At 55.7% G+C, this 12,396-nt stretch carries 11 protein-coding genes; 4 read left to right on the forward strand and 7 right to left on the reverse strand.

Features of this window, described 5'->3' with window-relative positions:
* Positions 1-66: 66 nt before the first annotated feature.
* From OSB_RS10880 to proS, 4 genes are all read right to left on the reverse strand, one after another.
* Positions 67-1,026, reverse strand: coding sequence for an Ldh family oxidoreductase (locus OSB_RS10880; protein ID WP_049835027.1), 960 nt, complete (start codon positions 1,024-1,026; stop codon positions 67-69).
* Positions 1,023-1,700: an ABC transporter ATP-binding protein gene (locus OSB_RS10885; protein WP_049835028.1), complete on the reverse strand. Its 678-nt coding sequence runs from the start codon at positions 1,698-1,700 to the stop codon at positions 1,023-1,025. The genes OSB_RS10880 and OSB_RS10885 overlap by 4 nt, the downstream gene beginning before the upstream one ends.
* Positions 1,693-3,024, reverse strand: coding sequence for an ABC transporter permease (locus tag OSB_RS10890; RefSeq protein WP_049835029.1), 1,332 nt, complete (start codon positions 3,022-3,024; stop codon positions 1,693-1,695). Before OSB_RS10890 ends, OSB_RS10885 begins: the two co-directional genes overlap by 8 nt.
* Before the next feature lie 124 nt (positions 3,025-3,148).
* Complete coding sequence (proS, locus tag OSB_RS10895) at positions 3,149-4,498, reverse strand: proline--tRNA ligase (protein WP_049836128.1); 1,350 nt, start codon at positions 4,496-4,498, stop codon at positions 3,149-3,151.
* A gap of 166 nt (positions 4,499-4,664) precedes the next feature.
* Here proS and OSB_RS10900 point away from each other — a divergent pair, with 166 nt between their 5' ends.
* From OSB_RS10900 to OSB_RS10915, 4 genes are all read left to right on the forward strand, one after another.
* Positions 4,665-5,792 carry an AI-2E family transporter gene (locus OSB_RS10900; protein ID WP_049835030.1) on the forward strand — a complete coding sequence of 376 codons (1,128 nt, stop codon included), beginning with the start codon at positions 4,665-4,667 and terminating at the stop codon, positions 5,790-5,792.
* A 3-nt stretch (positions 5,793-5,795) separates the two neighbouring features.
* Positions 5,796-6,467 carry an HdaA/DnaA family protein gene (locus OSB_RS10905; protein WP_049835031.1) on the forward strand — a complete coding sequence of 224 codons (672 nt, stop codon included), beginning with the start codon at positions 5,796-5,798 and terminating at the stop codon, positions 6,465-6,467.
* Positions 6,468-6,506: 39 nt separating this feature from the next.
* Positions 6,507-8,675 (forward strand): RNA degradosome polyphosphate kinase, encoded by a 2,169-nt coding sequence (locus tag OSB_RS10910; RefSeq protein ID WP_049835032.1) that lies wholly within the window; start codon positions 6,507-6,509, stop codon positions 8,673-8,675.
* Between the two features lie 62 nt (positions 8,676-8,737).
* Complete coding sequence (locus OSB_RS10915) at positions 8,738-10,306, forward strand: Ppx/GppA family phosphatase (RefSeq protein ID WP_049835033.1); 1,569 nt, start codon at positions 8,738-8,740, stop codon at positions 10,304-10,306.
* Here the strand turns inward: OSB_RS10915 and OSB_RS10920 are convergent.
* The 3 genes from OSB_RS10920 to OSB_RS10930 are packed head-to-tail and all read right to left on the reverse strand — an operon-like array spanning position 10,303 to position 12,388.
* Positions 10,303-10,668: a hypothetical protein gene (locus tag OSB_RS10920; protein ID WP_049835034.1), complete on the reverse strand. Its 366-nt coding sequence runs from the start codon at positions 10,666-10,668 to the stop codon at positions 10,303-10,305. The genes OSB_RS10915 and OSB_RS10920 overlap by 4 nt on opposite strands.
* Before the next feature lie 35 nt (positions 10,669-10,703).
* Entirely contained in the window at positions 10,704-11,705 is a 1,002-nt protein-coding gene (locus tag OSB_RS10925; protein ID WP_049835035.1) for an endonuclease/exonuclease/phosphatase family protein, read from the reverse strand.
* A complete protein-coding gene (locus tag OSB_RS10930) occupies positions 11,702-12,388 on the reverse strand; it encodes a molecular chaperone DjiA (RefSeq protein ID WP_049835036.1) in 687 nt (228 codons plus the stop codon). The genes OSB_RS10925 and OSB_RS10930 overlap by 4 nt, the downstream gene beginning before the upstream one ends.
* Between the last annotated feature and the right edge of the window lie 8 nt (positions 12,389-12,396).

Below are 12,396 nucleotides of genomic sequence, written 5' to 3' on the forward strand. Positions count from 1 at the left end.
GTTGACCGCACGTTGCCCCGAAGGGACGGCAAACCACAACGAAAGGTTTCGTTTCTCACGCGTTTGTTAAACTTTCGCGAGGGCGCGTGATGCAGTCCAAAGTGCGTCAGGCACATCAATTTCCCCCATAGGCTGACGGTTCTGGCCCGGAATTCGGGCGCCCTCTTGTTCAGCCACAGCTTGCGCCACACGCGACAGGCGTACGCCGAAGTCGGCACCCGGTTCCAGAAGAATATAGAACTGACCAAGATCATGAGGTTTGCCGTCAGGCAGTTTCAACCCGTTCACATCCAGTGAATTCACCGATCCGGTCATCCCAGCGGCGAGGACCTCGGCCATTAGGCCAAAACCCCATCCCTTATACCCGCCCGCGGACACAAGCGCCCCTTTCAGGGCCGCCTCTGGGTCAGTGGTTGGCTTGCCATCTGCATCCACGGCCCAGCCCAGCGGAATGCTTTCACCGGCGGCTTTCGCCATAGTGATCTTGCCTAATGCCACGGCAGAGGTTGAGAAATCCCAGTGCATTCCACCATTCGGTAGCGACATTGAAATCGGGTTTGTGCCGATGACAGCTTTGTTGCCATTTGGCGGCGCGACAACGGGTGATGCATTGGTAAAGCCAATCCCGACAAGCCCTGCCGCCGCGATCTGTTCGGTAAAAAACCCAAGGCTAGTGCAGGTGTGGGCATGCGCGACGGCAAGCGTTGCAACTCCATTTTCGCGGGCCGCTTCAATGGCTTGTGACAACCCGCGGCTGAACGCAGGTTGCGCGAAACCAAACCGTGCGTCTGCAATAACCTGACCCGCTTTTGGCCGCGAAACAACAGGATCCACCTGCCCGTCAACACGGCCAGACCTCAACTGTGTGCAATAGCTTTCAAGGTAATAAAGCCCGCAGATCACGTTCCCAAACGCTTCGGCACGAGCAACCGCGCGCGCAACTTCGCCCGCCTGCCAGTCACCGGCGCCATGTGCAACCATTGCCGCCTTTGCGACATCTTCAATCTCGGAAACGAATACCTTCATGCGATCAATCCTGCCTCAAGGCGCACGGTACGGTCCATCCGCGCGGCCAATTCCAAGTTATGCGTGGCGATGAGCGCCGAAAGACCTGATGAGCGCACCAATTCCATCAACGCATCAAAAACGCGATCCGACGTCCCAGGGTCAAGGTTGCCCGTTGGTTCATCCGCGAGCAAGAGTTTCGGTTTGTTTGCCAATGCACGGCAGAACGCGACACGTTGTTGTTCACCGCCCGACAGTGCGGCAGGGCGATGTTCAGCACGGGTTTCAACACCAACACGCGACAGCAAATCCATCGCGTGCGCTTCGGCCTCGCCTTGCGGCACACCGTTCGCCAGTTGTGGGAGGACAATGTTCTCAAGCGCCGTAAATTCGGGCAGCAAGTGGTGGAATTGATAGATGAACCCCACATCGTTGCGCCGAACGGCAGTGCGTTTGCGATCGCCCAGCTTGGTCAGGTCTTCGCCCCCAATCGCAACGGTTCCCGTGTCCGGCGTATCAAGCAATCCGGCAATATGCAGCAAGGTGGACTTACCCGCTCCAGACGGCGCGACTAAGGCCACGACCTCGCCCTTGCCGACCTGCAGGGACACACCATGAAGCACCTGCACTTCGTTTGGTTTGCCGTGGTTATAGGCCTTTTCCAGCCCGTCGAGCTTTAGGGTCACATCACTCATAACGCAGCGCCTCCACAGGGTTCATTCGTGCGGCGCGCCGAGCTGGAAAGATCGTAACAATCCAGCTGAGCGACAGCGACAAGACAACTGCTTTCAGCACATCATCAAGCTCTAGCTTTGCGGGGATCGTGTAGATGCCGCGAATGGATGGGTCCCAAACGCCGCCGCCAGCCACGTAATTCACAAAGGCAAAAATCTGATCGATGTAGATCGCGAATAAGCAGCCGAGGATCACCCCAAGCAGCGTTCCGACCGTGCCAAGCCCCGCACCGCAAATGAAGAAAATCCTTAAAACCGACGCTTCGGTCAGGCCCATTGTTCGCAAAATACCAATGTCGCGACCTTTGTTTTTCACCAACATAATCAACCCACTAATGATGTTCATTGATGCGATCAGCACAAGGATTGCCATGATGACGAACATGACGTTGTCCTCAACCGTTAGGGCACGAAGGTAGGCACCTTCATTGTCCTTCCAGCTGTACAAAAACGACTCTGGTCCAAGCTGCGCGTACAGCGGCTGGATCCATTCTTCGACGCGGTCCGGGTCCTCGACATAGATTTCGATCTCGTCGTGAACTCCATCGCGGCTAAAGAAACTTTGGGCGGCCTCAAGTGGCAAGTACACGCGGCTTACGTCCGTGAGATAGCGCCCTGTTTGAAAGATATAGACCACATCATAGGCGACGCGACGGGGGCTGCGACCCGCGGCGGTTTGCACGCCTGTTGCCGACAATAGATTAATCCGGTCCCCGACTTGCACCCCAAGTTTACGCGCAACGCCAGAGCCGAGCGCGATCCCAGCACCCGCATCATTCACCCCAAAGTCATCAATCGAACCGGAACTGGATTGCGGATTTAACACAAGCGGGATGTCCTCCAGATCACCCTGCGTGATGCCGTAAATCTGCACGAAACTGCTGTTGTCAGATTGCGAAGCTAGCCCTTCTCCGCGAACAATTGGGGCAGCGCGGGTGACGCCGTCAATCGCGCTTAGGCGCGCGGCAAGCACATCGCCATCAGCAATCGTATCAACGCGGCGTGTCACATCGACGGACTGATCACCCTGTGTGACCGTCACCGTTTCCATGTAGTTTTCGCGAACCGTCAGGTGCGCATTGGCCCCAACAATCGTATCAACGAAATCCGCACGAAAACCGCTGCGCACCGCCAGCACGGCGATCAAGGCAAACACCGCCAGCGTCACGCCGATCAGCGAAATCCACGTCATTATGCTCACGCCGCCTTCGGCGCGTTTGGCGCGAATATAGCGCCATGCGATCATCCATTCGAAACGGGAAAAGGGGGCTGTTTTGCCTGCCATTTTATTGATGCCTCATTGTTTACAGACACCTAACGGGGCTTTGCCTTTGTGGTCAACCATAGCAGGGATACCGCCCGTCGTTGGGCAAAAGGCGGCGCGCTGGTAAAGGCGCGCCGCTCGTTGGTTATTTCACCAAACCGTGGGCACGGTAGATTTCTGCAATCTTAGCAATCGCAGCTTCCGGCGCCATCTCTTCGCTTTCGCCTGTTTTGCGGGATGTCAGTTCAACAACACCGTTTTTCAACCCACGCGGACCGACAGTGATGCGCCATGGCAGGCCGATCAGGTCCATCGTGCCGAACTTTGCCCCCGCACGCTCATTTCGGTCATCATACAATGTCTCAAGGCCCAGCGCCGCGACTTGATCATACAGCGCCTTACACGCAGCATCGGCTTCTTCGTCACCCTGTTTGAGGTTCACGATACCTACATGGAACGGTGTCACGCCTTCCGGCCAGATGATGCCTTTGTCGTCGTGAGATGCCTCAATGATTGCACCCAAAAGACGGGAAACGCCGATCCCGTGGGACCCCATGTGAACTGGCGTTGGCTTGCCGTCCGGCCCCTGCACTGTCGCGCCCATTGCTTCGGAATACTTGGTGCCAAAGTAGAAGATTTGCCCAACTTCGATACCGCGCGCGGTGCGCTGGCGGTCTGCGGGAACGTCTGCAAACAACGCCTCATCATGGGTTTCATCCGTGCGTGCGTATTTGGTTGTGAACTCTTGCAGCACACCTTCGCAGGCATCCACGTCATCATAATCGATCTCACGATCGCCGAATGTCAGGTCCGTGACGGCGCTGTCATAAAACACCTCAGACTCGCCCGTTTCAGCTAGCACGAGGAATTCGTGCGTATAGTCGCCCCCAATCGGGCCACCGTCCGCACGCATCGGGATCGCCTGAAGGCCCATACGTTCATAAGTGCGCAAGTAGGACACGAGGTGACGGTTATACGCGTGCAGCGCGTCTTCTTTGGTCAGATCGAAGTTATACCCGTCTTTCATGTAGAATTCGCGGCCACGCATCACGCCGAAACGCGGACGGCGTTCGTCGCGGAACTTCCACTGGATATGGTACAGCGTCAGTGGCAGGGATTTGTAGCTTGCCACGTGGCTGCGGAAGATGTCCGTGACCAGTTCTTCGTTGGTCGGACCGTACAAAAGGTCATTCTTGTTGCGGTCCGTAATGCGCAGCATTTCATCGCCGTAATCATCATAGCGCCCGCTTTCGCGCCAAAGATCAGCCGACTGGATCGTTGGCATCAACATCGCCACGTGCCCAGCGCGTTCTTGTTCTTCATGCACGATCTGCTCAATCCGTTTCAGAACTTTGAAACCCAGTGGCAGCCAAGAATAAATCCCAGCGCTGGATTGCTTAATCATTCCCGCACGCAGCATGTACTGGTGGCTGACGATTGTGGCGTCCCGAGGGGATTCCTTGAGGACGGGCAGGAAATAACGGCTGAGAAGCATGTGATCACTTTCAAATAAGGTTGGCATTGGTTTAGTCAGCCCCCCGCCCAAGGGCAAGACAGGCAAGCCTACGTAAGACGCCTTTCTTTATGCCAAATCTTGCAAAAGCCCCCCTGCTGCGCCAGTTAAGATACCAAGCACAGTACACGTAACACCGAGAGGCGAAATGGCCCTACCTTCACAAAAACAGTTCCAATACTGGGGCCTCGTCGCAGGCATACTCATTTTTCTGCTTTGGGCGTTGGGCAACGTGCTGACCCCGTTTATCTTGGGTGGGGCAATCGCATATTTCCTTGACCCAATCGCCGACCGCCTTGAGGCATGGGGCCAAAGCCGCGTGATGGCCACGGTCATCATCACCCTGTCCGCTGTCTTATTATTCTTCCTGATCTTCCTACTCGTCGTGCCAACGTTGATTGGGCAGTTGGGCCAACTCATCAATACTATTGGTGAAATCATCGAAAACCTGCCCCAAACGTGGGTAAGTTTCAAAGCGTGGCTCGCAGAGCGTTTTCCGAACCTTGATCTCCAAGGCAGCTTCCTAACGGATCAATTGGTCGGTCTTGGTAGTGCGATCCAGTCACGTGGCGGGGATCTGGTCACAGCGCTGCTTAACTCTGCGCAGGGGATCATCAATGTGGTGGTTCTACTGGTTATCGTTCCTGTCGTGACATTTTACATGTTGATGGATTGGGACCGCATGGTTGCCCAAATTGACGACCTTCTTCCACGTGACCACCAAGAAACCGTTCGCAAATTGGCCAGCCAAATCGACAAAACCCTTGCGTCGTTCATTCGCGGGCAAGGCACGGTTTGCCTGATCTTGGGTACGTTTTACGCCGTCGCGCTGATGGTTGCAGGCCTGAACTTCGGTCTTGTTGTCGGCCTGATTGCAGGTTTGATTTCATTTATCCCGTATATCGGCGCGCTTGTCGGTGGTGCTTTGGCTGTCGGTTTGGCGTTGTTCCAGTGGTGGGGTGGCACCGAAGTCATTGACGGCGAAACGGTACAGTACGGAATTAACTGGCTGCGGATCGGAATTGTCGGTGCGATTTTCGCGGCGGGACAATTCTTCGAAGGTAACATTCTTACGCCAAAACTAGTTGGCAGTTCCGTGGGCTTGCACCCTGTTTGGCTTATCCTCGCGCTAACGGTCTTTGGAAGTTTGTTTGGGTTCGTCGGGATGCTTGTGGCTGTTCCTGTCGCCGCGATCATCGGTGTTTTGGCGCGGTTCTTGATTGGCGAATACAAGGCCGGCCAGCTTTACAAAGGCCACATCGGCAAGGACACCTAAACCATGGCCCGTCAATTGGCTTTTGATCTGCCCGCCAACGTGCGGTTGGAAGCGCAGGACTTTTTTGTCTCGGGTGCCAATGAACTGGCCTATGCGCTGCTGCAAACACCTGCCACTTGGCCCGATCACAAGCTCGCACTCATCGGGCCCGCGGGATCAGGTAAAACGCACCTTGCACGGGTCTTTGCATCCAGCACGGATGCTACGGTTCTCAATGCCAAGGACATCACGGAGGATACGCCGCTCCCCTCAGGCCCGCTTGTGGTTGAGGACGCAGATACCCTAGATCCTGCCAACGACGAATGGTTGTTTCACGCACACAACGCCCTGCGCCGTGACAGTCACGCGCTGCTGATAACGGGGAAAACGGCCCCGTCGCGCTGGAACATCGCCCTGCCCGATCTGGCGAGCCGCCTATCTGCGGCAACGACGGTGACAATTGAAAACCCTGATGATGCGTTGTTGACGGCTGTTTTGCTTAAACACTTTGCTGATCGCCAACTTGCCCCAACGCCAGACGCAGTTGCCTACCTCATCAAGCATTTGCCCCGCTCGTTTGATGCGTTACGCAACATCGTCGAAACACTTGACCGCGAGGCACTGGCGCAATCCAAATCCCTGTCGCGCCCTTTCGTGCGTGCCGTGCTGGACACTTTGCACTCAGATGAGCGATAGTGTCACCTTGCTGACATAAATGACTGGCACAACACACTGATGACTAAGGCAGACTTCCTTAAGGCCGATTTCCCCGAAGCACAGGTCGTGGATGGGGATATGAACGGCCCATCGCGGTTCTTTAACCGTGAACTCAGCTGGCTGGGCTTCAATTGGCGTGTCCTCGAAGAGGCCGAGAACCCGCGTGTTCCACTGTTGGAACGGGTGCGGTTTTTATCCATCTCGGCAACCAATCTGGATGAATTTTATACCGTGCGCGTCGCGGGCCTGCGGGAACTAGCGCACAACGGTAACACGGCACCGTCAATGGACGGGCTAACGGCAGAAGAGCAGCTGGCGCTAATTGATGAAAACACGCGCAGTTTATTGGCGCGCCAGCAAAAGGTTTTCACCGACTTGCACGCCGAAATGGTGCGCGAAAACATCTCAATCCTCAAGCGCGAGGACCTGTCGGACGACGACAGGACACACCTCAAGGACGTGTTCTTTCAGCAGGTGTTTCCCGTTCTGTCCCCATTGGCAATTGACCCTGCCCACCCTTTCCCGTTCCTGCCAAACGAAGGGTTCGCATTGGCGTTGGAACTGGAACGTCGCAAAGACAAACGCGCGTTACGGGCATTGTTGCCGGTACCCGCGCAAATTGATCGCTACATTGCCTGCCCATCCGAGGATGGCCATCGCTTCTTGCCGCTTGAAGAATTGCTCATGGACAACCTTGATGGGTTGTTCCCCGGCTACAAAGTCAAAGGTTCGTGTGCGTTTCGCATCCTTCGCGACAGCGACTTAGAAGTCGAAGACGAAGCCGAAGACCTCGTGCGAGAATTCGAAGTTGCGCTTAAACGACGTCGTCGCGGTGAAGTCGTCAGCATGCGGGTATCCGCGGGTGCGCCCAAGGCGTTGCGCAGCCTCATCATGGGCGAACTTCACGTGTCTGAGGACGAAGTCGTTGAGATCGACGGCGTCATTGGTATGGCCGACATCAATGAACTGGTATTGGACGCGCGCCCTGACCTTCTGTGGCCGCCCTTTGCACCGCGTGTTCCTGAACGCGTCCAAGACCACGACGGAGATATGTTCGCGGCCATTCGCAAGAAAGACATGCTGCTGCATCACCCGTATGAAACCTTCGATATGGTTGTGCGGTTTTTGAAACAAGCCGCGCGTGACCCTGATGTCGTTGCGATCAAACAAACACTGTACCGCACATCGAAAAAGTCCCCGATCGTCGAAGCGCTATGTGAAGCGGCAGAAGACGGAAAATCCGTCACGGCCTTGGTTGAACTAAAGGCCCGTTTCGATGAGGCCGCCAACATCCGCCAATCGCGACGGTTGGAACGCGCTGGTGCCCATGTCGTTTACGGGTTCTTGGACCTTAAAACACACGCCAAAATCTCAACCGTTGTGCGCCGCGAAGGCGATAAATTGGTGACCTACACGCATTACGGAACGGGCAACTACCACCCTATCACAGCCCGCATTTATACCGACCTGTCGTTCTTCACCTGCGATGCGGCCCTTGGGCGCGACGCCACCAAAGTGTTCAATTACCTCAGCGGATATGTTCAACCGGATGATCTCGAGAACCTCGCGATTTCCCCGCTCACATTGAAGCCGCGTTTGCTAGAGCTGATCGCCGCCGAAGCGGAACACGCGCGCGCTGGAAAGCCCGCCGAAATTTGGGCGAAGATGAACAGCCTGATTGAATCCGACGTCATTGATGCGCTTTATGCGGCGTCCCAAGCTGGCGTGAAGATCAACCTCGTCATTCGCGGCATTTGTGGCCTTCGCCCCGGCATCAAAGGCCTGTCCGACAACATTCGGGTTAAGTCTATTGTCGGGCGCTTTCTTGAACACTCGCGCATCGTTTGTTTTGGCAATGGCCACGGCCTACCCGCCAAAAAGTCCCGCGTGTTCTTTTCCAGCGCCGATTGGATGAGCCGGAACTTGAACCGCCGCGTCGAAACCTTGGTAGAAGTGAACAACAACACCGTCAAAGCCCAGATCGTTAGCCAAATCATGGCGGCGAACCTAGCTGACGTTGCGCAAAGCTGGATCATGGAACCGGACGGCGGCTTTGTTCGCGCTTACGTTGAGGAAGGCACATTTGCGTTCAATTGCCACCGCTTCTTTATGGAAAACCCTTCACTTTCAGGGCGTGGCACGGCAGGTGCATCTGACGTACCGCAACTGACACACACAGAAGACTAAGTGACGCAATTGACTCAAGCTGCAGCGCTAGCCATGTTCACAAAGAACCAAACGAGGGCGAAATGAGCAAAGGCAAGACTTCTGATGCCGAGCAAGACTGGGGCCCCTTTGGTCGTCCGCTTTTCGATGATCCCAAAGCACGTGCACTGTCGCGTGTCGGGGTAATTGATGTCGGCTCAAACTCTGTTCGTCTGGTGATTTTTGATGGCGCGGCACGTAGCCCCGCCTATTTCTACAACGAAAAAATTATGGCGGGCCTCGGTGCTGGCATGGCCGAAACGGGCCGCCTTAATCCCGAAGGCCGCGTACGGGCCCTATCTGCGATCCGCCGCTTTGTCGCCCTAGCCAACAGCCTTGGCATTCCGCCCCTTACGGCAGTTGCGACCGCCGCCGTGCGTGAGGCCAGCGATGGCCCTGACTTTCGCGCTGAAGTTCTGCGTGAAACGGGTCTAAAAATCTGGGTCATCGACGGCCAAGAAGAAGCGCGTTTGTCCGCGCAGGGTGTGCTGCTTGGGTGGCCTGGTAGCTACGGTTTGGTCTGCGACATTGGTGGGTCCTCGATGGAGCTCGCCGACCTGTTTGAAGGCCGCGTTGGGCGGCGCATGACATCGGCGCTTGGACCTCTAAAACTACGTGAAATGTCCAGCAAGAAGGCCCGTCGCGCTTATATCAAAGAAACCGTCGCGGACATGTTTGACAAAATGGGCAGCAACACCGGCAGGCGCTTGTTTTTGGTTGGTGGGTCATGGCGTGCCATTGCACGGATCGACATGGAACGCCGCGGCTATCCGTTAACGGTTTTGCATGAATATCGCATGACGCCAAACCGCATCGCTAAGACACTGAAATACATTGAAGAAAATGACGCACAAGAGCTACGCGCACGTTGCGGAATTTCAGACAGCCGCATGGCATTGGTGCCTTATGCGGTTCATGTCCTGCGCGAAGTTGTCGCCCGTTTCAAACCCAAGGACATCACCGTGTCCAGCTACGGCATCCGCGAAGGCATGCTCTATGAGCAAATGCCAGCTGAGCTTCGCGAACGTGACCCGCTGATCGAGGCATGCCGTTTTGCCGAGGCCAAAGATGCCCGTCTGCCTGGGTTTGGTCGCACGCTTTACCACTTTGTCATGCCGCTGTTTGGCCGTACGAGCCAAGCACGAAAACGCATTATCAGAGCCGCATGTTTGCTGCATGATGTTAGCTGGCGAGCACATCCCGATTACCGCCACGAGGTCGTGTTCGACAACACAACGCGTGCAAACTTGGGTGGGTTGAAACACTCTGAACGCGTGTTCTTAGGGATTGCGCTTTTGCATCGCTATACCAACAAGCGCGACGGCACACGGTTTGAACCGCTGTTCGGTTTGCTGGACCCCAAAGAGCAGCGCAATGCCGAAGTGCTCGGGAAAGCCATGCGATTGGGCGCAATGTTGTGGATCAAGGCTGACGAGCAACCGGGAACGCTGAAGTATTCTGCGAAATCAAACACCCTAGAACTGGTCTTGAAAGAAGCGGCAGGACCACTGTTTGGCGAAGTTGCGCAAAGCCGTCTGGTTTCCCTTGCCAGCTCACTTGAAGCCGAAGCCTCCGTTCGCGTCAAAGGCGCCCGCCGAACGAACGCAGGCTAAAGGTCGATGACTTCATCCGCATCGCGCGGCTCAAATTCTGGCGCATCCGGACTGCGTCTGATGATGATATCCCCGTTTGGCAGGATTTCTGGGCGTTCATAATACCGCACGGAATCAAGCGTTTGGATCAATTCCATTAGGGCGGGACCCATTTCGGTTGCGAGAAGTTCAAGCGCTGGCTCAAGCTCTCCGGCAAGGTCGGCAAAGTCATCGATGGCTGGTTCCATGTCATTCATGATGCCGCGAAACAGAAGCTTCGCGCCCTCCTCCATCAATGAAAACCCCTCCTCAATCTCGCCCTCTTCTTGGGCAAGTACAGGAACAGGAAGTGCGATGAGGACGGCAAGGATGAGATGTTTCATGTGTCTAATATAGGGACGCAGTCGCAACTTCTCAATCAAAGCGGAATATCTATTACGACCGGAAAATGATCAGAGGCCTGAAGGAGCGCGGCACACAGATCTTTATTCTCAAAACATTCTGGATCATCAAACGGATGCATAATGCTCCACGTCGGGTTCATTGCCCGCACACTTTGCGACACCATGATGTAGTCCAGCAGCGCGGACATAAAGTGGCGATCCTTACCGACTGTAAAACGCGCGGTCACTGGCATCGCCCCGATCCGCTGAGACAGCGCAAATCGCGCATGGGGGTCAAACATCTGCTCGCCGTTGCCCTCGCCCAGAACAATTTCCACGCCAGACCGTCCGAACAGTTTCTCATACTCGTCCAAACCGGGGCCGTCGTTGAAGTCCCCAAGAACGATCGCGTTGTCGCCCGCCTCCAGATGCGCCTCAACACGCCTGCGCAACCAAATGCATTGCGCCAGCTGCTTGCGTCGGTTCGCGATCGAAATACGCATGGCTTGCGCATCGTTGCGCGCTCCGTGGGGTGCCTTAGATTTGGCATGCACCCCGATAAGTCGGAACACCGCGCCTGATGTATGCGTGACCTCAATTTCCAACGGCGGCTTTGACCATTTGACCGTGTCGAGCTGCGCATCGACATCAAGGTCCATCTTGATCGCTTCATCGAAGCGTGGCGCCCCGTCCTCGCGCGGATCATGGCGCACGCTCAGAACGTCGGGGTCATAGAGGAATATGATTTCCTGTTGCGTTTCATTGACATAGCCAATGATTGCTTTGCGCGCTCTAATCCCGAATTTCGCGGCAAACCCTTCCAACGCACCCGCCCCGTCACGGCGCGCATGGCTGTCGGGCGCCTCAATGACCATCACCCCATCAGCATCCAGAGCCTGAAACACTGCGCCAAGTGCCGCCGTTTGCTGTGCACGCGTGACATCCCAACGCCCCGACCAACGGTCGTCGTCGAATAGGTTGCCCTCGTCATCAAACAAGTTTGAAAACCACTCAACGTTGTAGGTTACAATCTTCACGCGGCACCACGCTCGTTGATCTCATCCCATGCACGGTTGATCGCGACCATCTTCTTCTCGGCCAGCTTCACCGCTTCTTCGGGCACCCCGCGTGCAATCATCTGGTCAGGGTGCGTTTCACGAACCAGTTTCCGCCAAGCCTTGCGGATGTCTTCCATGGACGTGTCCGCACTGACACCTAGAACGTCGTATGGGTCGCGTTCCGCATCTGGAACAAACTGCGCCCGCAGGCTTTTGAAACGCGCATCATCCAGTCCGAAAATCTCAGCCACTCGGGTAAGAAACGCGTCTTCATTCGGGTGATAATACCCATCCGCAAGGGCGATGTGGAACAGCCCCTCGATCAGATCACATAGCGGTGCGGCAACGTCATCACCATACATCGCTTTGATTTTATAAGCATAATCTTCGAATCCAGCGACATCCGTGCGGGCCAGATTAAACAGCTTACCGGCGTTCTTTTCCTCACCAGGCGGAATCGTAAACACCTCGCGAAAGGCCGTAACCTCATCGCGGGTGACCTGCCCGTCGGCCTTTGCCATCTTTGCACCCAAAGCAATGACAGCAATTGCAAACGCGACAGATCGCTCCGGCGGCGTGCGAAGGTTGGCAAAAACCTCTGAAAGGCTTTCGCCAGCGGTCAGGGACGACAGTGCGTCAGTGATACGGGTCCAAATCGACATGGGGGCAT

It is taken from the genome of Octadecabacter temperatus (genome assembly GCF_001187845.1).
Taxonomy (GTDB): domain Bacteria; phylum Pseudomonadota; class Alphaproteobacteria; order Rhodobacterales; family Rhodobacteraceae; genus Octadecabacter; species Octadecabacter temperatus.

What these genes read in the sequence shown, in the direction of transcription:
- OSB_RS10880 (WP_049835027.1), bottom strand. Translation starts at nt 1,026, where the DNA reads ATGAAGGTATTCGTTTCCGAGATTGAAGATGTCGCAAAGGCGGCAATG.
- OSB_RS10885 (WP_049835028.1), bottom strand. Translation starts at nt 1,700, where the DNA reads ATGAGTGATGTGACCCTAAAGCTCGACGGGCTGGAAAAGGCCTATAAC.
- OSB_RS10890 (WP_049835029.1), bottom strand. Translation starts at nt 3,024, where the DNA reads ATGGCAGGCAAAACAGCCCCCTTTTCCCGTTTCGAATGGATGATCGCA.
- proS (WP_049836128.1), bottom strand. Translation starts at nt 4,498, where the DNA reads ATGCTTCTCAGCCGTTATTTCCTGCCCGTCCTCAAGGAATCCCCTCGG.
- OSB_RS10900 (WP_049835030.1), top strand. Translation starts at nt 4,665, where the DNA reads ATGGCCCTACCTTCACAAAAACAGTTCCAATACTGGGGCCTCGTCGCA.
- OSB_RS10905 (WP_049835031.1), top strand. Translation starts at nt 5,796, where the DNA reads ATGGCCCGTCAATTGGCTTTTGATCTGCCCGCCAACGTGCGGTTGGAA.
- OSB_RS10910 (WP_049835032.1), top strand. Translation starts at nt 6,507, where the DNA reads ATGACTAAGGCAGACTTCCTTAAGGCCGATTTCCCCGAAGCACAGGTC.
- OSB_RS10915 (WP_049835033.1), top strand. Translation starts at nt 8,738, where the DNA reads ATGAGCAAAGGCAAGACTTCTGATGCCGAGCAAGACTGGGGCCCCTTT.
- OSB_RS10920 (WP_049835034.1), bottom strand. Translation starts at nt 10,668, where the DNA reads ATGAAACATCTCATCCTTGCCGTCCTCATCGCACTTCCTGTTCCTGTA.
- OSB_RS10930 (WP_049835036.1), bottom strand. Translation starts at nt 12,388, where the DNA reads ATGTCGATTTGGACCCGTATCACTGACGCACTGTCGTCCCTGACCGCT.